At 67.2% G+C, this 26310-nt stretch carries 23 protein-coding genes; 10 read left to right on the top strand and 13 right to left on the bottom strand.

The genetic code is table 11. The features are described from left to right. Window positions 1-39: 39 nt before the first annotated feature. Together AC6LKG_RS11945 and AC6LKG_RS11940 are read left to right on the top strand one after the other, a co-directional pair. Complete coding sequence (locus AC6LKG_RS11945; RefSeq protein ID WP_498164648.1) at window positions 40-1050, top strand: acyltransferase; 1011 nt, start codon at window positions 40-42, stop codon at window positions 1048-1050. Between the two features lie 376 nt (window positions 1051-1426). Then, window positions 1427-2575: an aromatic ring-hydroxylating oxygenase subunit alpha gene (locus tag AC6LKG_RS11940; RefSeq protein ID WP_498164647.1), complete on the top strand. Its 1149-nt coding sequence runs from the start codon at window positions 1427-1429 to the stop codon at window positions 2573-2575. Between the two features lie 66 nt (window positions 2576-2641). Here the strand turns inward: AC6LKG_RS11940 and AC6LKG_RS11935 are convergent, their stop codons facing one another. The 5 genes from AC6LKG_RS11935 to AC6LKG_RS11915 all read right to left on the bottom strand — a co-directional run bounded on the left by AC6LKG_RS11935 (window position 2642) and on the right by AC6LKG_RS11915 (window position 8726). Then, window positions 2642-3772, bottom strand: coding sequence for a TIGR03364 family FAD-dependent oxidoreductase (locus tag AC6LKG_RS11935; protein ID WP_498164645.1), 1131 nt, complete (start codon window positions 3770-3772; stop codon window positions 2642-2644). Window positions 3773-3842: 70 nt separating this feature from the next. Further along, a complete protein-coding gene (locus AC6LKG_RS11930; RefSeq protein WP_498164643.1) occupies window positions 3843-4865 on the bottom strand; it encodes a putative 2-aminoethylphosphonate ABC transporter substrate-binding protein in 1023 nt (340 codons plus the stop codon). 111 nt (window positions 4866-4976) lie between these two features. Then, entirely contained in the window at window positions 4977-5798 is an 822-nt protein-coding gene (gene phnX, locus AC6LKG_RS11925) for a phosphonoacetaldehyde hydrolase (protein ID WP_063581877.1), read from the bottom strand. Window positions 5799-5824: 26 nt separating this feature from the next. Beyond that, window positions 5825-7567, bottom strand: a complete 1743-nt coding sequence (locus AC6LKG_RS11920; RefSeq protein WP_498164703.1) for a putative 2-aminoethylphosphonate ABC transporter permease subunit — start codon at window positions 7565-7567, stop codon at window positions 5825-5827. Window positions 7568-7595: 28 nt separating this feature from the next. Further along, complete coding sequence (locus AC6LKG_RS11915; protein WP_498164641.1) at window positions 7596-8726, bottom strand: putative 2-aminoethylphosphonate ABC transporter ATP-binding protein; 1131 nt, start codon at window positions 8724-8726, stop codon at window positions 7596-7598. Between the two features lie 148 nt (window positions 8727-8874). Here AC6LKG_RS11915 and AC6LKG_RS11910 point away from each other — a divergent pair, with 148 nt between their 5' ends. Continuing rightward, window positions 8875-9738 (top strand): LysR family transcriptional regulator, encoded by an 864-nt coding sequence (locus tag AC6LKG_RS11910; protein ID WP_498164640.1) that lies wholly within the window; start codon window positions 8875-8877, stop codon window positions 9736-9738. Window positions 9739-9791: 53 nt separating this feature from the next. After that, on the top strand, window positions 9792-10361 hold the full coding sequence (locus tag AC6LKG_RS11905; RefSeq protein WP_498164638.1) for a phosphonate degradation HD-domain oxygenase: 570 nt from the start codon (window positions 9792-9794) through the stop codon (window positions 10359-10361). 70 nt (window positions 10362-10431) lie between these two features. Here AC6LKG_RS11905 and AC6LKG_RS11900 read toward each other — a convergent pair whose 3' ends face one another. Both AC6LKG_RS11900 and AC6LKG_RS11895 read right to left on the bottom strand, forming a co-directional pair. Continuing rightward, entirely contained in the window at window positions 10432-11283 is an 852-nt protein-coding gene (locus tag AC6LKG_RS11900) for a sulfurtransferase (RefSeq protein WP_498164636.1), read from the bottom strand. 36 nt (window positions 11284-11319) lie between these two features. Then, a complete protein-coding gene (locus AC6LKG_RS11895; RefSeq protein ID WP_498164635.1) occupies window positions 11320-12174 on the bottom strand; it encodes a DMT family transporter in 855 nt (284 codons plus the stop codon). A gap of 154 nt (window positions 12175-12328) precedes the next feature. On the opposite strand from AC6LKG_RS11895, the gene htpX reads away from it, so the two are divergent. Continuing rightward, a complete protein-coding gene (gene htpX / locus AC6LKG_RS11890; RefSeq protein ID WP_498164633.1) occupies window positions 12329-13210 on the top strand; it encodes a protease HtpX in 882 nt (293 codons plus the stop codon). Window positions 13211-13282: 72 nt separating this feature from the next. On the opposite strand, the gene AC6LKG_RS11885 is transcribed toward htpX, so the two are convergent. Continuing rightward, the gene (locus AC6LKG_RS11885; RefSeq protein ID WP_498164631.1) at window positions 13283-14674 is read right to left on the bottom strand and encodes an L-serine ammonia-lyase; all 1392 of its coding nucleotides are present in this window, start codon (window positions 14672-14674) and stop codon (window positions 13283-13285) included. Window positions 14675-14848: 174 nt separating this feature from the next. On the opposite strand from AC6LKG_RS11885, the gene AC6LKG_RS11880 reads away from it, so the two are divergent. Continuing rightward, window positions 14849-16510 carry a Na/Pi cotransporter family protein gene (locus tag AC6LKG_RS11880; protein WP_498164629.1) on the top strand — a complete coding sequence of 554 codons (1662 nt, stop codon included), beginning with the start codon at window positions 14849-14851 and terminating at the stop codon, window positions 16508-16510. A gap of 319 nt (window positions 16511-16829) precedes the next feature. Here AC6LKG_RS11880 and AC6LKG_RS11875 read toward each other — a convergent pair whose 3' ends face one another. The 3 genes from AC6LKG_RS11875 to polA form a co-directional block, all read right to left on the bottom strand. Then, window positions 16830-17618: a dienelactone hydrolase family protein gene (locus tag AC6LKG_RS11875; RefSeq protein ID WP_498164627.1), complete on the bottom strand. Its 789-nt coding sequence runs from the start codon at window positions 17616-17618 to the stop codon at window positions 16830-16832. Between the two features lie 114 nt (window positions 17619-17732). Then, entirely contained in the window at window positions 17733-18572 is an 840-nt protein-coding gene (locus AC6LKG_RS11870) for a ZIP family metal transporter (protein WP_498164625.1), read from the bottom strand. 119 nt (window positions 18573-18691) lie between these two features. Continuing rightward, complete coding sequence (gene polA / locus AC6LKG_RS11865) at window positions 18692-21409, bottom strand: DNA polymerase I (RefSeq protein WP_498164624.1); 2718 nt, start codon at window positions 21407-21409, stop codon at window positions 18692-18694. Here polA and AC6LKG_RS11860 point away from each other — a divergent pair. Continuing rightward, window positions 21408-22112, top strand: coding sequence for an LOG family protein (locus AC6LKG_RS11860; protein WP_463604249.1), 705 nt, complete (start codon window positions 21408-21410; stop codon window positions 22110-22112). The genes polA and AC6LKG_RS11860 overlap by 2 nt on opposite strands. 69 nt (window positions 22113-22181) lie before the next feature. On the opposite strand, the gene AC6LKG_RS11855 is transcribed toward AC6LKG_RS11860, so the two are convergent. Next, window positions 22182-23606 carry a M20 family metallopeptidase gene (locus AC6LKG_RS11855; RefSeq protein WP_498164621.1) on the bottom strand — a complete coding sequence of 475 codons (1425 nt, stop codon included), beginning with the start codon at window positions 23604-23606 and terminating at the stop codon, window positions 22182-22184. Between AC6LKG_RS11855 and AC6LKG_RS11850 the strand changes: the two genes are divergently transcribed. Continuing rightward, a complete protein-coding gene (locus tag AC6LKG_RS11850) occupies window positions 23596-23868 on the top strand; it encodes a hypothetical protein (RefSeq protein ID WP_498164620.1) in 273 nt (90 codons plus the stop codon). The genes AC6LKG_RS11855 and AC6LKG_RS11850 overlap by 11 nt on opposite strands. A gap of 9 nt (window positions 23869-23877) precedes the next feature. Then, window positions 23878-24822 carry a LysR family transcriptional regulator gene (locus tag AC6LKG_RS11845; protein WP_498164618.1) on the top strand — a complete coding sequence of 315 codons (945 nt, stop codon included), beginning with the start codon at window positions 23878-23880 and terminating at the stop codon, window positions 24820-24822. A 19-nt stretch (window positions 24823-24841) separates the two neighbouring features. On the opposite strand, the gene AC6LKG_RS11840 is transcribed toward AC6LKG_RS11845, so the two are convergent. Continuing rightward, complete coding sequence (locus AC6LKG_RS11840; RefSeq protein ID WP_498164617.1) at window positions 24842-25702, bottom strand: LysR family transcriptional regulator; 861 nt, start codon at window positions 25700-25702, stop codon at window positions 24842-24844. Window positions 25703-25808: 106 nt separating this feature from the next. Here AC6LKG_RS11840 and AC6LKG_RS11835 point away from each other — a divergent pair, with 106 nt between their 5' ends. Next, window positions 25809-26201: a tautomerase family protein gene (locus tag AC6LKG_RS11835; protein WP_498164615.1), complete on the top strand. Its 393-nt coding sequence runs from the start codon at window positions 25809-25811 to the stop codon at window positions 26199-26201. Window positions 26202-26310: the final 109 nt, after the last annotated feature.

Raw genomic sequence — 26310 nt, 5'->3', positions numbered from 1 at the left:
GTGAGGGCGCCGTGCGTGATCGCCGAACCCGGGAGCCCGATGCCACAGACCGATGACCGCTATGCCCGCCTGGACGCCGCCCGCTGGCTCGCCGCCGCGGCGGTGGTGCTGCTGCACAGCGCCGCCCTGATCGTCAGCGAACCGGCGGCGTACGGCAACGGCGCCTGGCTGGCCGCAAATCTGTACGATTCTGCGGCGCGCTGGTGCGTGCCGGTATTCGTGATGGTCAGCGGCGCCCTGTTGCTCGACCCGGCCAGGCCCGAGGACGCGCGGCGCTTCTACAGCAAGCGGGCTGCGCGGATCCTGACGCCGCTGGTGTTCTGGAGCCTGTTCTACCTGGCCTGGCGCACCGGCCTGGACTGGTGGGACGACGGCCACGTCGATTTTTCTTTCTGGCCGCGCAAGGTCGCGCAGGGCGAACCCTACTACCACCTCTGGTACCTATACATGATCGTGGGGCTGTACCTGTTCGCCCCCCTGGTCCGGTTGCTGTATGCGCGCAGCACGCCGCGCTCGCGTTCGCTTTGGGTGATGGGCATCCTGGGCCTGGCCATCCTCGATGCGTTGTATCGGCGCGCCCTGGGCGCGCAACCCGGCTTCTTCCTGACCTGGTTCCTGCCCTACCTGGGCTATTTCGTCGCGGGACGCCAGATCTTCGATGGCGAATTGCGCGTGCCGCGCCCGGCCCTGGTGCTGGCAGCGAGCGTGGGGGCCACCGCGCTGGGTGTGTACACCCTGTCCAGCAACCGGACGTTGGACACCTATTTCTACGACTACTTCAGCCTGACCGTGCCGTTCATGTCGCTGGCGGCGTTCCAGTGCATCGTCTCGTCGCCGCGCCTGCCGCGCCTGGCGTCACTAGCCCCGCTGACCTTCGGTGTCTACCTGATTCATCCGGTATTCCTGGATGTGGCGCACCGGGCCGGCGCCATCAGCGGCGCGCGCCGCGACGCCTGGGTCGTGCCCCTGCTGACCCTGGCGGTGTTCGCCTTGTCAGCCGCCAGCAGTTGGCTGTTGCGGCGCCATCCCGCCACCCGCAAGCTGGTCTGAAAAACCTACGGCGCACAAGGTTATTCAGGCTTTGCGCGAAGTCAAACCACCGCGGCCGGATCCTCACTAAGCTTCACCGATCTTCACGGGCGTGGGGAAAAGGGTTGGGGTACAATTGACGGCTTACTTGATCGGCCAGACACCGATTTTTCTTCGCGCCAGAACGGATTTGCGGATTTGGCCACCGCCCCTTGCAAACCGTGTTTGCAAAACCGCGAAAGCGGCCGGGGGACGTGGCAATGTTCAAGCCGTCCTGGCTTTTTAACGCCGGGCCGCCCCAGAAAGAGGCCCCCATTTGAGGGCAGTCAGCCCAACTGGTACGTAGTACACAGTGGGCGCGGCGTTGGGGGAAATATTCATCCGAGCGGAGGGAATCATGACCGACATCGGTCGGATGGCACATGTTGTGCCAGCTCGCACCCAGCTACCCGTCAGTGCTTACTTTGACGAAGCCCTCTTTGCCCGCGAGCAAGAACTCATTTTCAAGCAATCCTCGCTGTACGTCGGCCACCAGAAGCTGGTGCCCGAAGTCGGGGATTGGCGCACCTTGGCCCAGGAAAATGGAGGGCGCGTGCTGGTTCGCAACCAGCAGGGCGTTGAACTCATCTCAAATGTCTGCCGCCACCGCCAGGCATTGATGCTGGGCGGCCAGGCCGGCGACGTCACCGGCCATTGCAATTCGCACGGCAGCCTCAAGGCCACCGGCGGCAACATCGTCTGCCCGCTGCACCGCTGGACCTACAACAACCAGGGTGAGCTGCTGGGCGCGCCGCAGTTCGACACCACGCCGTGCATGAACCTGCAGAAGTTCCGCCTGCGCGATTGCCACGGCCTGCTGTTCGAAGGCCCGCGCGACCCGGCCGCCGACATGGCGCCGCTGTTCGCGCGGCCCGAGTTCGACTTCGGCGACTACGTGCTGGACCACGTCGAAGTGCACCAGTGCAACTACAACTGGAAGACCTTCATCGAGGTGTATCTGGAGGACTACCACGTCGGCCCGTTCCACCCCGGCCTGGGCCGCTTCGTCACCTGCGACGACCTGACCTGGGAGTTCAACGACTGGTACAGCCTGCAGAAGGTCGGCGTGCACAACGCGCTGGCCCAGCCGGGTTCGGACGTATACAAGCAATGGCATGATCGCCTGCTGTCGTTCCGCGACGGCGATGCGCCGGATTTCGGCGCGGTCTGGGTCACGTATTTCCCGACTCACATGATCGAGCTGTATCCGCACGTGCTGGTGCTGTCGACGCTGTACCCGAAGAGCCCGCAGGAAACGGTCAACGTGGTCGAGTTCTACTACCCCGAGGAAATCGCCGCCTTCGAGCGCGAATTCGTCGAGGCGCAGCGCGCGGCCTACATGGAAACGGCGATCGAGGACGACGAGATCGCCGAGCGCATGGACGCCGGCCGCAAGGCGCTGATGCTGCGCGGCGTGAACGAGACCGGTCCTTACCAGTCGCCGATGGAAGACGGCATGCAGCACTTCCATGAGTGGTACCGCCGCATCATGCAGGAGCGGCTCTGAAGACACGCTCCGCCAACGCAAAAGGGCTCGCGATCGCGAGCCCTTTCTTTTTGCCGGGGCGGCTGCTCAGCGGCCGAGGGCGGCGGCGACGGTGCGCTCCCCGATTGCCAGTCCGACCGTCATGCCCACGCCCGAATGCATCACCGCCACCGTGGTGGCGGCATCCACCGGCATCACCGAGAACGGCGCCGGGCCATGCGTGCCGTAGACGCCCTGCCAGCGCTCCAGCACCCGCAGCCGCGCGCCCAGCGCCTGCGATGCCAGGTCCAGCATGGCGTTGTCGACGACCTCGTCGTTGAACGGGAAGGCATCCTGGCCGTAGCGGTGCGAGTCGCCGATGATCAGCTCGCCATAGGGCGTGGGGCTGATCAGCAGATGGATGCCGTTTTCCAGCAGCATCGGCGTGCGCGCCTGGATCTGCTCGCGCAGCGCCAGCGCCGACGGCAGGTCCGAGAAGGCGCCGTAGTGCACGCAGGACAGGCCCGTGAGCAGCGGGCGGTCCAGCGCCATGGGACGCGTCTCGAAGGCCGCGCGCAGCATCTGCAGGCGCGTCACCTCCAGGTTCAGCGGCGCGAACTGTTCGGGCAGCAGCGTCAGGTAGTCGTGGCCGGGGCAGACGAAGACGTGCGCACCAGTGAAGTCGCCCGCGGTGGTCGCGACCTGCCCCTGCTCGACGGCGCGCGCCAGGGTGCCGGTGACGAATTCGACGCCCAGCGATTCGGCCAGGTAGCGCGTGATGGCCGGCAAGGCCTCGCGCGAATAGATCTGCAGGTCGTCCAGCCCGCGCAGCGCGGCGCGGTGGTGCGCCAACTGGCCGTCATACAGCTTCGCCACCTCACGGCCCGACAGCAGCTCGGCGCGATAGCCTTCCTGTTGCAGGCGGGTCCGGGCGAATTCGTCCAACACATCGGCTTCGCCGTCATCGCGCGCCAGCACCAGCGCGCCGTTGGCGCGCACATGGAAGCCCGCCTTGGATGCCAGGTCCAGCCACAGCTCGCGCGCCTGCTGGGCGTGCGACAGCATCATGCCGGGGGCCTGGCCGGTGACGATCACCTGGCCGAAATTGCGGATGGTCGCGCCATGCGCCTGGCGGCTGCGTTCGATCACGGCCACCGACAGGCCGCGCTTGGCGGCGGCCCAGGCGTGGGCGACGCCCAGCATGCCGGCGCCGACCACGACTACGTCGAATTTTTTCATTTGGAGAACAAGACAGAGAGGTTGCGCGGGAAGCGCCCGCCCGGGCGCCTCCCCTGCCGCGTCGGCCCGATTACTTCTTCTTGGACTCGGACTTGCCGTCGTAGCGGCGGGTCCACTCGGCGATGATGCGATCGCGGTTGGTGGCGGCCCAGACGAAGTCGTTCTTGATCATGCGCTTGGTCAGGTCGGCCGGCAGGTTGGGGTTGGACGTGGCGATCGAGGGAATCGCCAGCACCGCGAAGTTGGCCTTGTACAGCTCGTTGGCCTCACGGCTGGCCGAGAAGTCGGCCAGCTTGCGCGCGGCTTCCAGGTTCTTGGTGCCCTTGACGATGGCGGTGGCTTCGACTTCCCAGCCCAGGCCTTCGGACGGGAACACGGCCTCGACCGGCGCGCCGTCGGCCTTGAGCTTGGCGGCGCGGTAGTCGAACGACACGCCGATCGGGAATTCCCCGGCGGCGGCCAGGTTGCATGGCTTGGAGCCCGAGTGCGTGTACGAACCGATGTTCTTGTGCAGGGCGTCCATATAGGCCCAGCCCTTCTCTTCGCCAAAGATCTGCAGCCAGGCGCTGACGTCCAGGAAGCCGGTGCCGGACGAGGCCGGGTTCGGCATGACGATCTTGCCGGCGTAGACCGGCTTGGTCAGGTCCTGCCACGATTCGGGCTTGGGCAGCTTCTGCTTTTCGGCTTCGACAGTGTTAAAGCAGATGGCGGCGGCGAAGCCGTCCATGCCGACCCAGGTGGGCTCGGCCTTGGCATCGCGCATGTTGGCGGCGATCTGGTCCAGGCCCTTGGGGGCGTAGGGCTGCAGCATGCCTTCCTTGTCCATCAGGCCCAACGAGGTGCCGGCCAGGCCCCAGATCACGTCGGCCTTGGGGTTGCTCTTTTCGGCCAGCAGCTTGGCGGTGATGATGCCGGTGGAGTCGCGCACCCACTGGATCTTGATGTCGGGGTTGGCCTTCTCGAAGGCGGCCTGGTAGGCCTTGATCTGGTCGGCTTCCAGCGCCGTGTAGACGGTCAGCGTGGTTTCGGCGGAAGCGGCGCCGGTAAGGCCGGCGAAGGCGGCGGCCAGGGCAAGCAGCGTGAAGCGTTTCATGAAGGAACTCCGTGGGTGAGCGGAAAAAGGGTGAGTCAGGTCCCCGCGGCCGGCGGATGCCCGCCGCGGTGCGTTGCGAAAAAAGGTTGGTCGGGGTCGGCGGTCGCGGCCTCAGGGTCGCTGTCCCGCCGCCAGGCGGGATTCGATATCGGCGATGACGCCGGGCAGATCGGCCACGGTGTCGATCAGGTAATGCGGCGCGGCGCTCGACAGTTCGCGGCCGGCGCGTTCGCGGGCCGCCTGGCGGCCGTTGTCGTCCAGGCTCAGGTATTCGTCCAGCGTCAGGCCGGCGGCGTTGCCCGACAGCAGCAGGCCGACGGTCCACATGCCGGCGCGGCGGCCTTCCTCGATGCCGGGGGCGGTGTCATCGACCTTGATGCAACCGGCCACGTCCGCCAGGGCCAGCTCCACCACGTTCTTGAGCGCCATGGCCGGCGCCGGGCGGGCGCGCGGCACGTCGTCGCTGGCAACGATGCAATCGGGTTCCAGGCCTTCGCCGGCGGCGCGTTCCACCACGCGGCGCATCACGCTGCCGGGGTAGCCGGAGCACGAGCCGATCTTCAGGCCGCGCTGGCGCAACGCGCGCAGCAGCTCGGCCGCGCCGGGGATGGCCGCCGAGTACTGCGCCACCTTGTCCAGCTGCATCGGCAGAAAGCGCTCGTAGATGGCGGTGACGTCGTCGTCGGTCGGCAGACGGCCGAACCGGGCCTGGTACTGGTTGGCGATGGCGGGTTCGTCGCACAGCGCGCGGATGTGGTCCCACTTGCCCACCCCCATCGGACCGCGAGCCTGTTCCAGCGTGACTTCCATGCCGAACTCGGCAAAGGCGTCGACGAACACCTTGGTCGGCGCGAAGGAACCGAAGTCGACCAGCGTGCCGGCCCAATCGAAAATCACCGCTTCCAGGCGGACGGGCAGAGGCGAAACAGTCATGAGGGTCTTCCTTGCAGAATATTCAATCAAAGGGCGGCGGGCCGGCGCCAGGCCTGGCTGCGCGCCACCAGGGCGCGGCTGGCCAGGTGCAGCAGCAGCGCCGCCACCGCCGAGCTGGCCATGATCACGGTGCACATGGCGGCGGCCGGGCCGATGAAGCCGGCGTCATCCATGTTCAGCACCGCGACGGCGGCCAGTACCGTGGACGGGCTGTACAGGAACACCACGGCCGACACGGTGGTCATGGCGGAAACGAACAGGTAGCGGGCGACGTCGAGCGCGGCCGGCAGGCACATCGGCAGCGTCACGCGCAGGAAGGTGGTCAGGCGCGGCACCTTGAGCGAGGCCGAGGCAGCCTCGAATTCCGGGTCCAGTGCGTTCAGCGCGGTGGCCGCCGTCAGGTGCGCGCTGGTGTAGAAATGCACCACCGTGCACAGCACCAGCAACGGCATGGTGCCGTACAGCACGTTGAGCGGATTGGCGGCGCCGTTGAAGAAGAAGATGTAGCCCAGGCCCAGCACCAGGCCGGGCACGGCCATCGGCATCAGCGCCAGCATCCCCAGCACGCCGCGCAGGCCGCGCGACGACGCGCTGCGGGCCGGCACCTTTTCCATCATCCAGGCGCCCAGGAACACCACCACCGTGCCGATCAGCGCGGTGCAGAAGGCCAGTTCCAGGCTGTTGCGCCAGGCCAGCCAGCCGCCGCCATCCATGTTGTCGAAGTCGTAAGAACGCAGCGACAGCGACAGGTTGTAGGGCCACATCTTCACGAACGAGGCCCACACCGCCACGCCGATGATCAGCAGCAGGAACCCGGCCATGGCGCCTGCCAGCAGCAGGAAGGCCGTGTCGCGCCGGCGGTTGGCGCCGGCCGCGTAGGGCTGGGCGCGGCCGCTCAGCTGGGCGCCCTGGCGGGCCCGCAGGCGGCGGTCCAGCACGAAGGTCAGCAGCGCCGGCAGCAACAGCAGGATGCCGATGGCGGCGCCTTTCGGGAAGTTCTGCTGGCCGACCACGGCCTTGTAGGCTTCCATCGCCAACACGTTGTAGTCGCCGCCCACCACCTTGGGCACGCCGAAGTCGGTCACCGTCAGCGTGAACACCACGCAGCAGGCCGAGAACACCGCATAGCGCGTGCCGGGGAGGGTCACCGTCATGAAGGTGCGCAACGGCCCGGCGCCCATGGCGCGCGCCGCGTCATAGAGGCGGCCGTCGGCCAGCGTCAGGCCGGTCAGCAGGATCATCAGCGCGTGCGGGAAGGTGTAGAACGCCTCGCCCACCACGATGCCCCAGAAACCATAGATGGTGGCGCCGCCGAACAGGCCTTTCAGCAGGCCCTGGTTGCCCAGCAGGTAGACCAGCGCGATCCCCGGCAGCAGCGACGGCGCCAGCAGCGGCAGCAGCGCGATGGTGCGCAGCAGGCCCTTGCCGGGAATGCGGCTGCGCGTCAGGGCATAGGCGAAGGCGTAGGCGCACGGCACCACCAGCATCATGGTGACCGCGCCCACCGTCAGGCTGCGCCCGACCATGCCGAGGAAGCCGTCGCCACCGATGATGCCCAGCACCACCGACAGGCCGGCCCAGTCGCCGTTGGCGTCGGTGACCGACTTGGCCAGAATGGCCACCAGCGGCAGGGCCAGGAACAGCGCCAGGCCCAGCGCCAGGACGCCCTGCCCCAGCGTCAGCCCGAAGGCGCCGACCCAGGCGGGCAGCGGCCGGCGGCCCAATGACGCAGCGACGGGGGCGACAGACGTGTCGGCGGGCGCGGACATGGCGGCGGGAACGGGGCTCGCGGCCGGATCAAGCGTAGGCGCGAATCGCATGGCGCGGCAGCTCCACCCAGCAACGGCTGGCAGCGTGAGGGCCCAGCAGGGCATCTCCGGTTTCGGGGGACACGATCGAATGCACGGTGGCGCCGGGCACGCCTTCCAGGCGCAGCGCCAGGCGGTAGCCGCGGCCCAGGAACACGCCGTCCAACACGTCGGCCAGCATGCTGTTGGGCTGCTCCGGACGCGCCACGCTCACGCGCACCGCCTCGGGCCGCACGAACAGCTTGCCGACATTGCGTTCCAGCGCCTCGTCCACCGCCAGCTCCTGGCGGCCGACGCGTGCGCGGTGCGCGTCGATGCGCTCGAACGGCAGCCAGTTGGCCTCGCCGACGAAATCGGCGATGAAGGCCGAGCCCGGCTGGCGATACAGCTCGCGCGGGGTGCCGAATTGTTCGATGACGCCGCCGTTCATGACGGCGATGCGGTCGGCCATGACCATCGCCTCTTCCTGGTCGTGCGTCACCATCAGCGTGGTGATCGACAGGCGCTTCTGCAGCGCGCGCAGCTCGATGCGCAGGTGTTCGCGCACCCGGGCGTCCAGCGCCGACATCGGCTCGTCCAGCAACAGCAGGGACGGCGACGGCGCCAGGGCGCGGGCCAGCGCCACGCGCTGCTGCTGGCCGCCAGAGATCTGTCCCGGATATTTATGGGAAGCACCGGCCAGGCCCACCAGCGTCAGCATTTCCTCGACCCGGTCGGTCACGTGCTTGCGATGGGCGCGCTTGCCGCTCAGGCCGTAGGCCACGTTCTCGGCCACGGTCAGGTTGGGAAACAGCGCATAGGACTGGAACAGGATGCCGTAATCGCGCGCCTGCGGCTCGGCGTGGGAGATGTCGCGGCCCGACAGTAGGATGGTGCCGCTGTCCTGGCGCTCCAGCCCGGCGATGGCGCGCAGCAGCGTGGTCTTGCCGCAGCCCGAGGGGCCCAGCAGGCACACCAGTTCGCCGGCGCGGATATCCAGCGACACATCCGACAGCGCCGTATGGCTGCCGAAGCGCTTGACGAGATTGCTGACCGACAGAAAGCCTCCGCGCGGCGCCCCGGGCAGCGGCGCGGCGCCCAGCGGAGCAGTGTCGGTATCGCGGTGGAACTGATGGGCCATGGGGCCTCCGGTCTGGGAACGGAGGCAGTATGGAAGGCGCGTATTGAGTGTTTATGACACTTCGCGCAAATGCAGTAATAAAAACATCAAATTATTTTGGTGTACTGGCGATCTTGCGCATTGCGTCCATTTACAGGCCCGTTGAACCGTGCTCGTCGCCGAACTCAAGTCCTTCTATGCCGTGGCTCGCTGCGGCACCGTCACCAAGGCCGCCGCCCAGTTGGGCGTGAGCCAGCCCACCGTGACGGGGCAATTGCGCCAGCTGGAATCGCGCTACGGGGTCGAACTGTTCCACCGCCAGGGCCGCGGCATGCGGCTGTCGGACGCCGGGCACAGCCTGATGCCGATGGTCGAAAAGCTGGTGCAGCAGGAAACCGAGATCGATTTCCGCCTGCGCGACGCCAGCGACCTGCGCGAGGGCAACCTGCGCATCGGCGCCACCGGCCCGTACTACATCATGGACACGGTGCGGCGCTACAACCAGCTCTACCCCGGCATCGACCTGACCGTGGCCATCGGCAACTCGCAGAGCATGCTGCAGGCGCTGCATGACTATCGCATCGAGATTGCCACGTCCTCGTTTCTGATGGATGACAAGCATTTGTACCGCCGCATGATCGCGGCCGATCCGATCCGCGTGGTGACCCATCGCGGCCACCCTCTCGCGCGGCGCGGCAAAGTGGCGCTGGCGGACCTGGCCGACCACGCGCTGCTGCTGCGCGAACCCGGCTCGATGACGCGCCAACTGACCGAAGAGGCGTTGCAGGCGGCCGGCGTGACCGTCCGCCGCACGCTGGAAATCGGCAGCCGCGAATCGATCCGCCAGGCGATCCTGTGCGAGCTGGGGATCAGCCTGATCCCGTCACGCGAAATCCCGTCCCATCCCGAATTGGCGGCCCTGGACATCGAGGGCGCCGACGTCGTGATGCATGAATACCTGTACTGCCTGCGCGAGCGCCAACCGGTGCAGCTCATTGCGCGCTTTCTGGAGATGGCGCCGGCAGCCGGCTGATCCGTGGGATCACTGCCCCGCCTCTTCCCCTTGCGGCCACTCAGGAGACAACCATGGCCTTGACCCTGCAGGACATCGAACAGCTTTTCCTGGAACGCGGGCACCGTTCCTATCATGGCGAATCCGTCAGCCACCTGCGGCATGCGCTGCAGACCGCGACGCTGGCTGAACGCCATGGCGCCAATGCCCAGTTGATCACCGCCTGCCTGCTGCACGACCTCGGGCACCTGATCGCCGACCACCCGGACACGCCCACACTGCGCGGCGTCGACGACAAGCACCAGTATTTCGTGCTGCCGTTCCTGCGCGGGCTGTTCAGTTCGGCGGTGCTGGATCCGATCCGGCTGCACGTGGAGGCCAAGCGCTACCTCTGCTATGTGGAGCCGCAGTATGAAGCGTCGCTTTCCGAGGATTCGAAACGCAGCCTGGCGCTTCAGGGGGGCAGCTTCGATGCGGGCCAGGCGGTGGATTTTGCCAGTATGCCGGGCGCGCCGGATGCGATCCGCCTGAGGCGCTGGGACGACATGGCCAAGGTGCCGGGGCTGGCCACGCCGCCGCTGGACCACTTCCTGGAGATCGCCGAAAGCGTCTCTGGACGGGTCAAGCTGGCGGCGGTCTGGTAAGGCTGCCGCCGCCGTCGCGCTACCACGGCGCGGTTTCCGACCCGGCTTGCGGCTGGGCCGGCCGGTGCGCTCACTCGCCCTTGGCCACCGGCCGGGACGGATCGCTGCACCACTCGCTCCACGAGCCGGGATAGAGGCGCGAGCCGGCCAGGCCGGCAATTTCCATCGACAGCAGGTTGTGGCACGCGGTGATGCCCGAGCCGCACTGGTGCACGATGGCCGCCGGGTCGCGGCCGTCCAGCAAGGCGGTGAATTCCTGGCGCAACAGCGCCGCGTCCTTGAAGCGGCCGTCGGCCTGCAGGTTCTGGCCGTTGGGGCGGTTCAGCGCGCCCGGAATGTGGCCGGCCACCGGGTCCATCGGCTCGACCTCGCCGCGATAGCGGTTGGCCGCGCGCGCATCGATCACCGTGAAGGCGGGACTGGCGATATTGTCCAGCACCGCCTGCGCATCCACGCAGCCGGCCCGCGGCGCGGCCGGCATCACCGGCGCACCGGCCTGCACCGGCGCCGCCGCCTCGGTGGAGGTCGGCAGGCCCGCGGCCTGCCACGCCTGCCAGCCGCCATCGAGCACCGCGACGCGATCATGACCCAGCCAGCGCAGCATCCACCACAGGTGTGCGGCGTACATGCCGCCGCTGGCATCATAGGCCACCACCAGAGTGTCGGGCGTGACGCCGTGGGCGGCCATCAGCGCGCCGAACTGGCCACGCTCGGGCAGCGGATGGCGGCCGTTCCTGCCTGTGCGGCTGGCTGCCAGCTCGGTTTCGTGGTCGAGATAGCGGGCGCCCGGGATGTGGCCCGCGGCGTAGGCCTCGCGGCCCGCGGCGTGGTTCACCAGGTCATGGCGCACGTCGAACACGCGCACGTCCGCCGCCCCCAGGTGGGTGGCCAGGTCGGCGGCGGAAATCAGGGTCATGGTCATCGGTATGGCTCCTCGGGGGGAATCGGGATCGCGGAATCAGGCCGGCTTGGGATCGCGCATGGTGCGCCAGACCGACAGCAGGCCCGCCGAGATGATCAGGCCCATGCCGGCCCAGGCCAGGCCATCCAGGGTATCGCCCCAGAAGCCCATGCCGAGCAGGGCCGCGAAGATGATCGTGCTGTACTGCAGGGCCGCGGTCAGCAGCGCCGAGCCCAGGCCGAACGCCCGCGTCATGGCCAGTTGCCCGAACAGGCCGGTCACGCCCACGCCCAGCAGCGAACCGTAGCCGGTCCAGTCGGCACGGCCCCAGCCTTCGAAACCCAGTCCGGCAAAACTGGAGGCACACACCGCCACCGAGAAAAACAGCACCGTGCGCCATTCGGGTTCGCCGATACGGCCCAATTGGCGGATCTGCATCATGGCGATCGCCGACATGGCGCCGGCGCCCAGGCCCAGCACGGCGGCCAGCCACTGGTCCTCATTGATGCTGGGACGCAGCACCGCGATCACGCCCAGGAAGCCCAGGGCCACGGCGGCGATCCGCACGGGGTCGCGCTGGGCTCCGCCCCACCCCAGCATCCAGCAGGCGATGAACAGCGGCGCCGTGTAGTTCAGGCTGGTGGCGGTGGCCAGCGGCAAGTGGGAAATGGCGAAGAAACCCAGCCACATCGAGGTGACGCCGGACAGATTGCGCCACAGATGCAGCTTCCAGCTGGTGGGCACGATCGACTGGCGCCCGGCGCGGGCCCAGATCAGCAGCAGCACCACCGACGGCAGGCCACGAAACAGCACCACCTGCGGGAGCGTGGCGCCATGCTCGGTGCCGAGCTTCACGAACGACCCCATGATGGCGAACATGGCGGACGCCAGCAACATCCAAAGTGCCTGCATCGGGGGTTTGCGCTCAGGTAAAAGTGGGGGAGGAAATAAGGGAAAGCGATACTATACTCTCCGTCACCGGGAGCGGCGCGGCGGTCGGGGAACTGCGGCGCCGCGGCACAGTCCAATTCCGCACAAATCCCGCTCGCTGAGGAACAAAAAAAGCATGAAACGCATCATCCTTTTCGTCATTACCAACCTGGCCGTCATGCTGGTGCTGTCGGCCACGCTGCGCATCCTGGGCGTAGACCGCTACCTGACCGCCAACGGCCTGAACCTGCAGGCGCTGTTGATCTTCTCGGTGGTGGTGGGCTTCACCGGCGCCATCATCTCGCTGCTGATCAGCAAGCCCATGGCCAAATGGAGCACCGGCGCCCAGGTGATCGATCCCAACGCGCCGCGCAACCAGCGCGAAGCCTGGCTGCTGGACACCGTCCACCAATTGGCCGACCGCGCCGGCATCGGCCGTCCGGAAGTCGCCATCTACGACGGTGCGCCCAACGCGTTCGCCACCGGCGCCTTCAAGAACGACTCGCTGGTGGCGGTGTCGACCGGCCTGCTCGAAAGCATGAGCGAAGAGGAAGTGGCCGCGGTGCTGGCCCACGAAGTGGCCCACATCGCCAACGGCGACATGGTCACGCTGACCCTGATCCAGGGCGTGGTCAACACCTTCGTGGTGTTCCTGGCGCGCGTGGTCGGCTACTTCATCGACCGCGTGGTGTTCAAGAACGAACGCGGCCTGGGCCCGGGCTACATGGTCACCGTGATCGTCTGTGAGATCATTTTCGGCATCCTGGCCTCGATCATCGTGGCCTGGTTCTCGCGCCAGCGCGAGTACCGCGCCGACGCCGGCTCGGCCCACCTGATGGGCGCCCGCGAACCCATGATCCGCGCCCTGGCCCGCCTGGGCGGCCTGGAGCCAGGCGAGCTGCCCAAGTCGTTCGAGGCCTCCGGCATCACCGGCAAGGGCGGCCTGGCGGCCATGTTCGCCTCGCATCCGCCCATCCCGGCCCGCATCGCCGCGCTGCAACAGGCGCGCATGATCTGACGCCGGCCTGGCCCGGACAAAAAAGCCCCTTGATCGCGCAAGGGGCTTTTTGCTTGGCGGCCGCCAACAACCTCAGCATTCGACGATGTTCACCGCCAGGCCGCCGCGCGCCGTTTCCTTGTACTTGGTCTTCATGTCGGCGCCGGTCTCGCGCATGGTCTTGATCACCGAATCCAGCGACACATAATGCTGGCCGTCGCCGCGCAGCGCCATGCGGGCCGCGTTGACGGCCTTGATCGACGCCATCGCGTTGCGCTCGATACAGGGAATCTGCACCAATCCGCCGACCGGATCGCAGGTCAGGCCCAGGTTGTGCTCCATGCCGATTTCGGCGGCGTTCTCGACCTGCTCGACCGAGCCCCCCAGCGCCGCGGCCAGGCCGCCCGCCGCCATCGAACAGGCCACGCCGACCTCGCCCTGGCAGCCGACCTCGGCGCCGGACAGCGAGGCGTTGTACTTGTACAGCAGCCCCACGGCGGCCGCGGTCAGCAGGAAATCGCGCACGCCCTCGCGGTTGGAGCCGGGGACAAAGCGGTCGTAATAGTGCAGCACGGCCGGAATGATGCCCGCCGCGCCGTTGGTTGGCGCCGTCACCACCCGGCCGCCGGCGGCATTTTCCTCGTTGACCGCCATGGCATAAAGATTGACCCAGTCCATCACCGACAGCGGATCGGATAGCGTGCGCTCGGCACGTTGCGTCAGGTTGCGGTACAGTTCGGGCGCGCGGCGGCGCACCCGTAACGGCCCCGGCAGTTCGCCATCGGCCTCCGGATAGTTGATGCCACAGCCGCGCGAGACACAGTCCTGCATCACCTGCCAGATCCGATCCAGTCCGGCGGCGACGTCGCCGGCCTCGCGCCATGTCAGCTCGTTCTTCAACATCAGTTGCGCCACGCTCAAGCCGCTTTCGCGGCACATCGCCAGCAGTTCGCGACCGGTGCGGAAGGGATACGGCAACTGGTCGTGCGCCGCGATGACCTGGCTGTTGGAGGCCCCCGCCGTCACCACGAACCCGCCCCCAACCGACAGGTAACGCGCCTCGCGCAGTGACACGCCCTCGGCATCGAAGGCATGGAATTTCATACCATTGGGATGCTCGGCCATGGCCTCACGGCGGTAGAACAACATGTGTTCCTTTTCCACGAACGGCACCGCGTGGCGTCCCAGCAGCGGCAACTGGCGACTGGCCCGCACCGACGCGATCATGCCGGCGATGGCGGACGGGTCGACCGAATCCGGCGCCTCCCCCATCAGGCCCAGCAACACCCCCTTGTCGGTGCCGTGACCCTTGCCGGTCGCGCCCAGCGAGCCGTACAGCTCGGCGCGCACGTTGGCCACGCGTGGCAACAGGCCGTCGCGCTCCAGGCCCTGGACAAACAGCAGCGCGGCCCGCATCGGGCCGACAGTATGGGAACTCGACGGACCTATGCCTATTTTGAATAGATCGAAAACGGAAACGGCCACCGGAACTCCCCTGCATCCAAGAAATATCCGGCAATGATACGCGGAAGGTCCGAGACCGCGCACACTACCGCGCGGGGCGTATGCTGTATGCCAGATACGGGTTTCCCCGCCCGTCCCGGCATGCGATCATTACAGAATTATTTCTTGTCATAAAAAGAACGGAACGACCCTAGGATGTCCGGACTCATCACCCTGCTCGACTTCGCCGGCTATGTCGCCCTGTTGCTCTGGGGCGTGCACATGGTGCAAACCGGCGTGCAGCGCGCCTTCGGCGCCGCCCTCGGCGCGGCCCTGGGCCGGGCCCTCGGGACCCGCCTGCGGGCCTTTGCCGCAGGCCTGGGCATCACCGCCGCATTGCAAAGCAGTACCGCCACCGGCCTGATGATCACCGGCTTTGCCGCCGGCGGCGTGGTTGGCCTGGTGCCGGCCCTGGCCGCGATGCTGGGCGCCAACGTCGGCACCACGCTGATCGTGCAACTGCTGTCGTTCGACCTGACCTCGCTGGCGCCGATCCTGATCCTGGCAGGCGTCTGGATGTTCCGCCGCTACCCGCCGGGCCGTACCCGCGACCTGGGCCGGGTCTTCATCGGCCTGGGCCTGCTGCTGCTTTCCCTGCATCAGCTGGTGGAACTGTTCGAACCCTTCCAGACCGCGCCCATGCTGGGCATGGTTCTGGACGCGCTGGCCACCCAGCCGGTGGCCGCCGTGCTGCTGTCGGCCGCCTTCACCTGGGCGGCCCATTCCAGCGTTGCGGTGGTGGTGCTGGTCATGTCGCTGGCCAGCCATCACATGGTGGCCCCGCACGTCGCCTTCGCGCTGGTGCTGGGCGCCAACCTCGGCACCGCCATCAACCCCATGATCGAAGGCGTCACCGGCGACGATCCCGCCGCCCGCCGCCTGCCCCTGGGCAACCTGCTGACCCGCATTATCGGCGTGCTGGCCGGCCTGATGCTGCTGCCCTGGCTGCAACCGCTGATGAGCGACATGTCCAGCGACCCGGCCCGCGCCGTCGCCAACTTCCACACCCTGTTCAACGCTGTCATCGCCCTGGTGTTCCTGCCGCTGCTGGCCCCTTACGCCGCCCTCCTCACCCGCTGGCTGCCCAAGCGGGCCGACCCCAATGATCCGGCCCGCCCCCAATACCTGGACGAATGGGCCCACGATGTGCCCGCCGTCGCATTGGGCAACGCCGCCCGCGAAGCGCTGCGCATGGCCGACATGCTGCAGACCTTGCTGCTCTATGCCCGGGCCGGCTTCAAGCGCGACAACCGCCATCGCATGGTGCAGGCGCGCCAGCTCGACGCCGCCCTGGACAAGCTCGAAAGCGCCATCACCACCTACCTGGCCACCCTGGACCAGGAAAACATGACGCGCGACGACCTGCAACGCATGGACGACATCCTCGCCTTCATCAGCAACATCGGCCATGCCGGCGACATCGCCCACCACGGCCTGCTCAGCCATATCGCCAAGCTGCGCAAGCAAGGCTGGGTCTTCTCGCCCGAACAACGCGCCAGCCTCGACGACACCCTGGGCGAACTGATCGCCAACCAACGCCAGGCCGCCGCCCTGTTCGTCAACGATGATCTGCGCCAGGCGCGCGCCCTGGCCGGCGAAAAATCGCGTTTCCGCACCATAGAAGCGCAGGCTGCCGACACCCATTTGCAAAAGATCAAGGCCGGCCAGGTGGACGCCGCGGAAGTCGGCGCCCTCTATCTCGACATCCTGCGCGACATGAAGGGCATCAACTCCCACCTGGTGGGCGCCGCCGCCTACCCCCTGCTGGCCCGCCACGGCGAACTTCTCCCCAGCCGCCTGCGCGAAGCGGGGAATTAGGGCCCCCACGCGGCGCGCTTCGCGCTTGCTGCCCCCCGAGGGGGCTGCCCCGCCTTCGGGCGGCCGGGCGGCGGGCCGGCCCCCACGCCACGCGCGCTTTGCGCGCTTGCTGCCCCCCGAGGGGGCTGCCCCGCCTTCGGGCGGCCGGGCGGCGGGCCGGCCCCCACGCCACGCGCACCCTCCGCGCGCTTGCTGCCCCCCGAGGGGGCGGGCCCGCCTTCGGGCGGCCGGGCGGCCTACGACGTCTCACAAACAACGAACAAAAAAAACCGCCACGCAAACGCGCAGCGGCTTCATCACGCCAAGGGAAAGCCCCGCCTCAGAGGTAGCGCTTGAACCATTCAAGCATCCGCCCCCAACCATCCTGCGCAGCCTCAGCCTGGTAACTCATGCGGTAATCCGCCAGAAACGCATGATCGGCCTGTGGATACACCACGAACTCCGAACGCCGGGCATGTTCATTGCCGGCCGCCAGCTTCGTCTTCATGATCTCGATATCGGACACCGGAATGCTGGCATCCTTGGCGCCATACAGCCCCAGCACCGGCGCATGCAGTTCATTCACCACATCGAACGCGACGCGCTTGATCAACGGCCCGTGCCCCGAGCTGAGGCGCCCATACCACGCCACGCCCACCTTCACGTCCGGATTGTGCGCCGCATACATCCACGTCAGGCGCCCGCCCCAGCAGAAGCCCGTCACCGCCACCCGCTTGGGATCGCCGCCATGCAGCGCGGCCCAGGCCACGCTGGCGTCCAGGTCCGCGAACACCTGTTCATCGGGCACCTTGCTGACGATCTCGGCGATCAGCTTGGGAATCTCGGTGTAGGTCGAGGCATCGCCCTGGCGCTCGTACAGATTGGCGGCCACGGCCAGATAACCCGCCTTGGCGATCCGACGGCACAGATCCTTGATGTGCTCGTGCACGCCGAAGATTTCCTGGATCACCAGCACGACCGGCAGATCACGCTTGCCTTCGGGGGCGGCGTAATAGGCGCTGATGGCCCCATCTGCCACGGGTAGCTGGAAGTCCCCGTGGACCAGCCCCTGGGGATCGGTGTGGATCACGGTGGGGGCGACGTTGCCGGCAGCGGCGGAAAAACTCATGGCGAACTCCTTTATGGACCAATGCGGAACCGGCGCCCGGCCGAATCGCCACCAGGGCATCCGCGACAGGACCGGCCAGATTCGAAGCCAGGCCGGGTACCGAGGGCGCGCACTTCAATGCGTGTGCACGTGCTCCGTGCGCACCGCGCCGTGGCCAGCGTCCGCGTCATGCTCGTGCCCATGATGCATCAGCGTCGTCACGCTGTAGATCAGCGCCACGCCCACGCCCACCAGCAGCAGTTGCGGCACCGCATCGGCCAGCGATACCCGTTCGTGCATCTGCGGCATCAGGTCGGCCACCGAGATGTAGAGGAAGCTGCTGGCGGCAACCACCAATACGTACGGCACCCAGTCCTGAGCCTGCTGCAGCACGAAAAATCCTATTATGCCGCCCACGGCTGAACACAAGCTGGTGAACAGGATCAGCGCGAAGGCGCGGCGGCGCGCCAGCCCGGCGTTCAGCAGCACCACGAAGTCGCCCAGCTTGTGCGGCACCTCGTGCACGATGATCGAGGCGGCCGTCAGCACACCCAGCAGCGGATCGGTCAGGAAAGCCGCCGCCACCAGCACCCCGTCGCACAGATTGTGCAGCGAGCTGCCAATCAGGATCAGCACGCCCCCGCGCCCCGCTTCATGCCGGTCATGGCCATGATGGTGATGATGCCCGTCGCCCTCGTGATGATGGCTGTGGCGCAGCAGGGCGATCTTCTCCAGCACGAAAAAGCCGATCAGCGACGCCAGCATCAACCCGAACAGCACGTGGGCATCGGCCGCCCCGCTCTCGAATGCCTCCGGCAGCAGGTGCAGCAGTGCCACCGACAGCAGCACCCCCACTGACAGGCTGACCATATGATGCAGGTAATGGGCAAACACCTTGTAGGCCAGCCAACTGGCGACAAGCACGGCGATGAGGCCGCCGGTAACGGTGGCGAGCAGAACCCAGAGCAGCAACATTTGGGGACGTATTCTTGGGAGGGATGAAGCGCAACATTATATTGTTGCAGCTCCAAAAGCGGAAATGGGCCGCCCCTGAGCGGCCCATCGCGGCATGGCGGCGGCCCGCCGGCGAGGCATCAGTGCGCTTGTTCCCAGTTCTTGCCCATGCCCACTTCCGCCACCAGCGGCACGCGCAACTCGGCCACGTTGCACATCAGCCGCGGCAAGGCTTCCTTGACCAGGTCCAGCTCGGCGTCCGGCGCCTCCAGCACCAATTCGTCATGCACCTGCATGATCATGCGGGTCTGCAGCTTTTCGGCTTCGAGCCAGTCCTGCACCGCCACCATCGCCATCTTGATGAGGTCGGCCGCGGTGCCCTGCATCGGCGCATTGATCGCCGCGCGCTCGGCTCCCTGGCGCCGCGGCCCGGAGGCCCCACGGATCTCCGGCAATTGCAACCGGCGCCCGAACACGGTTTCGACGTAGCCCTGCTCGCGCGCCAAGCGGCGCGTGTTCTCCATGTACATCGCCACGCCGGGATAGCGGGCGAAGTAGCGGTCGATGTACGCCTGCGCCGCGTCGCGCGTGATGCCCAGGTTCGATGCCAGGCCGAACACGCCCATGCCATAGATCAGGCCGAAGTTGATCGCCTTGGCCGCGCGCCGCTGCTCGGCCGACACGTCCGCCAGCGCCACGCCGAAAACTTCCGACGCCGTGGCGCGGTGGATGTCCTCGCCGGCCGCGAAGGCGCGCTGCAGGTTGGCGTCATCCGACACGTGCGCCATGATGCGCAGCTCGATCTGCGAATAGTCGGCTGACAGCAGCATGCCCTGCTCGGCAATGAAGGCCTCGCGCACGCGGCGTCCGGCTTCGGTGCGCACCGGGATGTTCTGCAGGTTGGGATCGGACGAGGCCAGCCGGCCGGTGATTACAGCGGCTTGCGAATAGTGCGTGTGCACGCGGCCGGTATCAGGGTTGATCATGCGCGGCAGCTTGTCCGTGTAGGTGGACTTCAGTTTGGACAGCCCGCGGTACTCCAGCAGCACCTGCGGCAACGGGTAGTCCTGCGCCAGCTTGCTCAGCACTTCCTCGTCGGTCGACGGCGCGCCGCCGGCCGTCTTGCGCACCACCGGCAGTTGCATGCGGCCGAACAGGATCTCGCCGAGCTGCTTGGGTGAATTCAGATTGAACGGCTGCCCGGCCAGTTCATAGGCTTTCTGCTCCAGTTGCAGCATCTCCTGGCCCAGCTTGTGGCTTTGGCGGCCGAGTTCGGCGGCATCGACCTTGACGCCATTGCGCTCGATCGTGGTCAACACCGCCGACACCTGCATTTCCAGCCGGTAGATGCGCTCCAGCCCGGCGTTGGCCGCCACCTGCGGGCGCAGCACGTGATGCAGTTGCAGCGTGAAGTCGGCATCCTCGGCGGCATAGTGGCCGGCCTTGTCCACCGCCACTTCGTCGAAGCCAATCTGCTTGGCGCCCTTGCCGCACAGGTCTTCGTACGAAACACCGCTGCGGCCCAGGTAGCGCTGCGCCAGGTCGTTCAGGCCGACGCCGCGATGCGACTCCAGCACGTAGGCCTGCAGCATGGTGTCTTCGGCAATGCCGGCCAACCTGACGCCTTCGTTGGCGAACACATGCGTGTCGTACTTGGCGTGATGCAGCAACTTGGCGCGCGAGGCATCCTGCAGCCACGGACGCAGGCGTTCCAGCACCTCGGCCTTGGGCAACTGGGTCGCGCCGTCGGGGCCACGGTGCGCCACCGGGATGTAGCAGGCCACGCCCGGCGCCACCGCCATCGACAGGCCGACCAATTTGGCCTGCATCTCGTCCAGCGAGGTAGTCTCGGTATCCAGCGCCACCAGGGACGCCTTGTCCACCAATTCCATCCAGGCATCGAACGCAGCCCAGTCGTCAATGATGCGGTAATCGTGTTCCGCTGGCGCGGCAGGCACCTCGGCCGCCACGCGGGCGTCGCCCGTCGGCACGCGCTCGGCGTCGCCGGTCAGGTCGCGCAGCCAGGTGCGGAAACCGTAGCGTTCGTATAGCTCGGTCAGCGTGGCCTCGTCGCGGCCGCGCGGCGTCAGGTCGTCGACGCTGTCGACGTGGCCAGTCAGGTCGCAATCGCACTTGACCGTCAGCAACTGGCGCGTCAGCGGGAAATTGGGAATGGCTTCACGCAGGTTGTTGCCTGCCACGCCCTTGATGCCCTCGGCGCCCTCGACCAGTTTGTCGATCGAACCGAATTCGGAGATCCACTTGGCGGCCGTCTTGGGCCCGACCTTGGTCACGCCCGGCACGTTGTCGACGGTATCGCCCACCAGCATCAGGTAGTCGACGATGCGATCCGGCGCCACGCCGAACTTGTTGACCACGCCGGCCTCGTCCAGCACCTCGCCGCTCATGGTGTTGACCAGCGTGACGTGGCTGTTGACCAGTTGCGCCAGATCCTTGTCGCCGGTGGACACCACCGTGTGCACGCCGCGCTCGGTGGCGTGGCGGGCCAGCGTGCCGATCACGTCATCGGCCTCGACGCCCTCGATGGCCAGCACCGGCCAGCCCAGGGCGCGCACGGCGCGGTGGATGGGCTCGATCTGGGCCGCCAGGTCTTCCGGCATGGGCGGGCGGTGCGACTTGTATTCCGGGTACAGGTCATCCCGGAAGGTCTTGCCGCGCGCATCGAAAATACATGCGGCATACTCTGCCTTATAGTCGGATACAAGCTTGCGCAACATATTGACTACGCCGTACAGCGCACCCGTAGGTTCGCCTTGCGCATTGCGCAAATCAGGCATAGCGTGGAAAGCGCGGTACAAGTAGCTTGAACCGTCGACCAGCAATAAGGTTTTTTTCATGGTTACAAAGGCAGATATGGCAACAACTGCGGCAACAACTGCGGCTACCCCCGCCGAAAAACAAATTCCGCTGATTATGTCAGAGATACGGACGGCGGCGGAAAAGCTCGCGCATATCGGGCCCGCGGTCAGTGTCTTCGGCAGCGCGCGCGTCAGCCGCAACTCCCCCCACTACGAAACCACCGTGGCCATCTCGGCCGCCCTGGCCGAGGCGGGGTTCGCGGTCATCGCGGGCGGCGGCCCGGGCATCATGGAAGCGGCCAACAAGGGCGCTTTCGAAACCGGCGGCACCAGCATCGGGCTGAACATCAGCCTGCCGCACGAAGCCCACAACAACGAATATCAAACCATCAGCCTGTCGTTCGAGTACTTTTTCTCCCGCAAGGCCACGTTCTTCATGCACAGCTTCGCCTACGTGGCGATGCCGGGCGGCTTCGGCACCCTGGACGAGCTCTTCGAGGCCCTGACGCTGATCCAGACCGGCAAGGTCCCGCCCGCGCCCATCGTGCTGGTGGGCAGCGAATACTGGTCCGGCCTGGTCGAATGGCTCGGCGGCCAGGTGTTGGGCAATGGCATGATCGGGGCGCACGACCTGGATCTGTTCATCATCGAGGATGATCCGCGCAAGGTCGTGCGCAAGGTGGTCGAATTCCACCAGAAAGTCAGCACCGAAGCGCAATACGCGCCATCCCTGCCGGCATGACACACGCCGACCCGCGGCGTGGACCGGCATACGCCGGGCGGCCCCGAATCGCGGCCGCCCCGCCCGCTCCTACTTGCGCATGAACGACGGCACCACGTCCGCCGGAATCGGGCAGACGTACGGCTGGCCGCGACGCATCTCCAGCAGCTCTTGCCTGGCGCGCGCCAGCGCCTCGGGCTGGCCATACAGATCGGCCGCGGTCGCCGCGATGATCTTGGCCGCATGCACCATGCCCTTGTGCGCCAGCGACAGCTTGCCCTGCGCCACCATCTGCCACGAATGAAACGGCGTGCCGTAGGCATAGCAGGCGCCCCAGCACTGCGCCGTGGGCGTCACCCAACTGACGTCGCCGACGTCGGTGGAACCATAGCTGATCTCGTGCTTGCCGGGCTCGTATGGCGCCACCCCGCTGAACAGCGGCGTCGGGTTGCGCAGCACCGCGCCCAGGTTCTTGCCGGCGTTGTCGATGTCATCGGCCGAAATCGCGTCCCACATGCGGCGCGCGGCCTGTTGTTCGCCCTCGGTATAGGCGGGTCCTTGCAGCGCCTGCATGTTGGCGTACATGACCTGGTTGAGCACGCTGTTGGGGATGTAGTTCGAACAGGCCTTGTCGAACACGATCTCCAGTTCGCAGCCCGTCATCAGCGCCGCGCCCCGCGCCACGTTCTTTACCCGCTCATATAGCTCGGCGGCCTGCGAATTGATCGGCGCGCGCACCAGGTACAGCACCTCGGCGCGGGCCTGCACCACATTGGGCGAAATGCCGCCGCTGTTGGTCACGGCGTAGTGCACTCGCGCGTCCGGCACCATGTGCTCGCGCAGGTAGTTCACGCCCACGTTCATCAGCTCCACCGCGTCCAGCGCGCTGCGCCCCAGATGCGGCGAATTGGCCGCGTGCGCGGCCACGCCGCGAAAGCGGAAATAGGCCTGGATATTGGCCAGCGACGATTGATGGAAGATGCCGGTGTGGGAAGCCGGATGCCAGGTCAGCGCCGCGTCCAGGTCGTCGAACAGACCGGCCCGCGCCATGAAGGTCTTGCCCGATCCGCCCTCCTCGGCCGGACAGCCATAGAAGCGGATGCGTCCCGGCAGATCATTGCGTTCGAGGAATTCCTTGACCGCCACCGCCGCGAAATGCGCCGCCGTGCCCAGCAGGTGATGGCCGCAGCCGTGGCCATTGCCGTTGGCAGTTTCCGGCGAGGGCTGGCAAGCGTAGGCGCCGCTTTCCTGGCTCAGCCCCGACAGGGCGTCATATTCGCCCAGGATGCCGATCACCGGACCGCCCGCGCCCGCCTCGGCGACGAAGGCCGTGGGAATGCCGGCGGCGTCGCGGGTGACGCGAAAACCCGCCTCTTCCAGCATGGCGATGTGCAGTTCGGCCGACTTGTGTTCGTCATAGCGCAGTTCGGCCAGGCTCCAGATGCGATCGCTCAGCTCGGCGTAGCGGTCGCTGCGCGCGTCGATGAACGGGGCAAGAATGTCGATGGCTCCCATCGTGTCTCCAGTGGCGGTCTACAGGGATCTACAGGCGCCGGCCGCGCTAAAGTCGGCCGTGGCGGCAAAACGTCATTCGTCGAGCTCGATGGCGGCCGTTTCAATGATTTTGCGATTGGCCGCCGGAGGCGACAACCCCAGACCCGATGGAACGACAAACGCGCAAGTGGAAACCGGCAGCCTGCTCTCGCCATTCTGGACAGGGCATATCCTTATTTCAAATACATTTATCAATCAATATATTCATATTTTGAATATCTAAGCGCTCCCCATGGACGTCGCCCCCGCCACCCTGCTTGCCCGCCTGCTGGCCAAGGGCCGCCTGCGTCACCTGCAACTGCTGGCCGGCGTGGCCGAACTGGGCAGCCTGCAGCAGGCCGCCGCCCAGATCGGCATGAGCCAGCCGGCCGCCACCCACGCGCTGGCCGACATCGAATCCCTGCTGGGCGTGGCGCTGTTCGAGCGCCACGCGCGCGGCATGCGCGCCACCCGCAGTGGGCAACTGATGGCCGATTGCGCGCGCGGCATGCTCGCCACGCTGCGCACCTCGACGGATTCGGTGGCAGCCCTGCGCGGCGGCGCCTCGGGCAGCCTGCGCCTGGGCGCCATCCCTGCGGCCAGCAGCGGCCTGCTGGCCGACCGCCTGCCAGCCTACATGCGCACCCATCCCGACCTGCAGGTGGAGTTTCAGGAGGGCAGCCGCGAGTTGCTGCTGCCGCTGGCGGCCGCCGGCAACCTGGACCTGCTGCTGTGCCGACGTCCGGAAGCGGTACCCGCCGGCCTGGAATTCGTGCCGCTGCAACAGGATGCCGCCGTCATCGTCGCCACGCCGGGCCATCCGCTGGTGTCCAGCAACGCCGCGCCCACCCTGGCGCAGGTGACTTCCCAACTGTGGATACAGCCACGGCCAGAACTGGCGATCCACGCCGTCTTCACTGCCTTCTTCGAGCGCGCCGGCGTGGTGCCGCGCCTGTGCCGCCTGGCCAGCGCCGCGCCGCCCATGCCGCTGCTGATAGCGGTCATGCGGGCGCAGCAGGCGCTTGCCATGGTGCCCCTGACGCTGGCCGACTGGTATCTGCGGCACGGCCATTTCCAGCGCCTGCGGATCGAATCGCCGGGCGCGTTCCAGCCCATCGGAGCCATCGTCGGCGAAGCCGGCCCGGGCCGCGAATTCCTGCACTGGCTGATGCGCGCCCCGGACCAGTTGGCCCGCTAGCCGCCGCGCCGAGGCCGGCTCAACGCAGCGCCCGCTCGATCGCCTCGCGCGCCTGACCGATGAAGGCGTCCTCGCCCGTCCGCGGCGGCAACAGGCGGAATTCGACATCGGGCAATGGCGGCAGGCCCGGCGCCTGCAGGCGGCCGATACCGGGCATCAGCGCCGATTCGTTCAGGCAGGCCACGCCCAACCCGGCCGCGATCGCCAGTTGCAGGCCCGCCACGCCCGAGGCCACATGCGCCACCGCGTACGGCACCGCACGCCGCGCCAGCAGTCGCTCGGCGTACTGCCGCAACGCGCAGGTCTCTGGCAGTGCCAGCAACGGCAGCGGTCCCGACGGCGCCGGCGCACCGTCCGCCGTCATCCACAGCAGCGATTCGCGGCGCAGCAACGCCCCCTGCGCCCGCCCTTTCGACGCGCCGCGCTCCTGGATCACCATCGAAATGCCGACATCGATCTCGCCGCGTTCGTAGGCCGCTTCGATCGCGCCGCTCTTCATGATCGTGACGTGCATGCGCACCTGCGGATACTGCTCGTTCAGCCGCCGCAGCAGCCGCGCCACGTCGCCAGGGCGGAAATAATCGGTGATGCACAAGCGCAGCTCGCCGCGCAGCGCCACGCCGCGCAGGTCACGATAGGCCTCGTCGCTCAAAGCCAGGATGGCGCGCGCATGCGCCAGCAGTCGCTCGCCGGCGGGGGTGGCGATGACGCCCGCCTTGCCGCGGATCAGCAGCGGCTGGCCAGCCCGATCCTCAAGCTTGCGCATCTGCTCGCTGACCGACGACTGCGACAGGAACACCTTGGGCGCGGCCGCCGTCAGGCTGCCCGCGTCCAGCACCGCCACCAGGGTGCGCAACTGATCGAGATCGAATCCGGACATGCCCCATCCAACGGCTTATGCGATGGTTGAAATCGTAAATTCCCGCTTTTCCGATGTCAACGCGATCCCTAAACTGGCTCCATTCCCCTCACCCAAGGATCCCGTCATGCCCCACATCGTCGTCCACGTTTCCGGCCAGCCCGACGCCGCCCGCAACCGCCGCATCGTCGATTCGGTCGCCAGCCTGACCCAATCCGTGCTCGGCAAGAAGCTGCCGGTCATCGCCATCACGCTGCAGCATATCCCCCACGACCAGTGGTTCATCGGCGCGCGCCCCCTGTCGGAACTGGGCAAGAACGCCTTCCACCTGGACATCAGCGTGACCGACGAGACCAATACCAAGGCCGAGAAGGCTCGTTTCATCCAGGAGATCCACGCGTCTTTCGGCGAAATCCTGGGCGAGCTGCACGAATGCTCATACGTGCACGTCATCGATGCGCGCGCGGCGGCCTATGGCTACGGCGGCAAAACGCAGGAATACCGACACCAGCACGCCTGAGCCCGCGCGCCGCGGCGCCGGTGGGCGCCGACGCCGTGCTTCACCACGCCGCCTGGCCGGCGCCATTCGGCGTTCGACAAAAAAGCCGCACACCCGAAAGGTGTGCGGC

The organism is Achromobacter sp. 46006, from assembly GCF_059761975.1.
Note: the sequence above shows the minus strand (reverse complement) of the source record. Positions and strands in the feature narration are given on the sequence as shown.

Bases quoted from the DNA above. Each gene is read 5' to 3' on its own strand.
- AC6LKG_RS11835 (WP_498164615.1), top strand. From the start codon at position 25,809: ATGCCCCACATCGTCGTCCACGTTTCCGGCCAGCCCGACGCCGCCCGC.
- AC6LKG_RS11945 (WP_498164648.1), top strand. From the start codon at position 40: ATGCCACAGACCGATGACCGCTATGCCCGCCTGGACGCCGCCCGCTGG.
- AC6LKG_RS11860 (WP_463604249.1), top strand. From the start codon at position 21,408: ATGGTTACAAAGGCAGATATGGCAACAACTGCGGCAACAACTGCGGCT.
- AC6LKG_RS11850 (WP_498164620.1), top strand. From the start codon at position 23,596: ATGGCTCCCATCGTGTCTCCAGTGGCGGTCTACAGGGATCTACAGGCG.
- AC6LKG_RS11940 (WP_498164647.1), top strand. From the start codon at position 1,427: ATGACCGACATCGGTCGGATGGCACATGTTGTGCCAGCTCGCACCCAG.
- AC6LKG_RS11870 (WP_498164625.1), bottom strand. From the start codon at position 18,572: ATGTTGCTGCTCTGGGTTCTGCTCGCCACCGTTACCGGCGGCCTCATC.
- htpX (WP_498164633.1), top strand. From the start codon at position 12,329: ATGAAACGCATCATCCTTTTCGTCATTACCAACCTGGCCGTCATGCTG.
- AC6LKG_RS11855 (WP_498164621.1), bottom strand. From the start codon at position 23,606: ATGGGAGCCATCGACATTCTTGCCCCGTTCATCGACGCGCGCAGCGAC.
- AC6LKG_RS11930 (WP_498164643.1), bottom strand. From the start codon at position 4,865: ATGAAACGCTTCACGCTGCTTGCCCTGGCCGCCGCCTTCGCCGGCCTT.
- AC6LKG_RS11845 (WP_498164618.1), top strand. From the start codon at position 23,878: ATGGACGTCGCCCCCGCCACCCTGCTTGCCCGCCTGCTGGCCAAGGGC.
- AC6LKG_RS11840 (WP_498164617.1), bottom strand. From the start codon at position 25,702: ATGTCCGGATTCGATCTCGATCAGTTGCGCACCCTGGTGGCGGTGCTG.
- AC6LKG_RS11920 (WP_498164703.1), bottom strand. From the start codon at position 7,567: ATGTCCGCGCCCGCCGACACGTCTGTCGCCCCCGTCGCTGCGTCATTG.
- AC6LKG_RS11915 (WP_498164641.1), bottom strand. From the start codon at position 8,726: ATGGCCCATCAGTTCCACCGCGATACCGACACTGCTCCGCTGGGCGCC.
- AC6LKG_RS11880 (WP_498164629.1), top strand. From the start codon at position 14,849: ATGTCCGGACTCATCACCCTGCTCGACTTCGCCGGCTATGTCGCCCTG.
- AC6LKG_RS11875 (WP_498164627.1), bottom strand. From the start codon at position 17,618: ATGAGTTTTTCCGCCGCTGCCGGCAACGTCGCCCCCACCGTGATCCAC.
- AC6LKG_RS11935 (WP_498164645.1), bottom strand. From the start codon at position 3,772: ATGAAAAAATTCGACGTAGTCGTGGTCGGCGCCGGCATGCTGGGCGTC.
- phnX (WP_063581877.1), bottom strand. From the start codon at position 5,798: ATGACTGTTTCGCCTCTGCCCGTCCGCCTGGAAGCGGTGATTTTCGAT.
- polA (WP_498164624.1), bottom strand. From the start codon at position 21,409: ATGAAAAAAACCTTATTGCTGGTCGACGGTTCAAGCTACTTGTACCGC.
- AC6LKG_RS11900 (WP_498164636.1), bottom strand. From the start codon at position 11,283: ATGACCATGACCCTGATTTCCGCCGCCGACCTGGCCACCCACCTGGGG.
- AC6LKG_RS11905 (WP_498164638.1), top strand. From the start codon at position 9,792: ATGGCCTTGACCCTGCAGGACATCGAACAGCTTTTCCTGGAACGCGGG.
- AC6LKG_RS11895 (WP_498164635.1), bottom strand. From the start codon at position 12,174: ATGCAGGCACTTTGGATGTTGCTGGCGTCCGCCATGTTCGCCATCATG.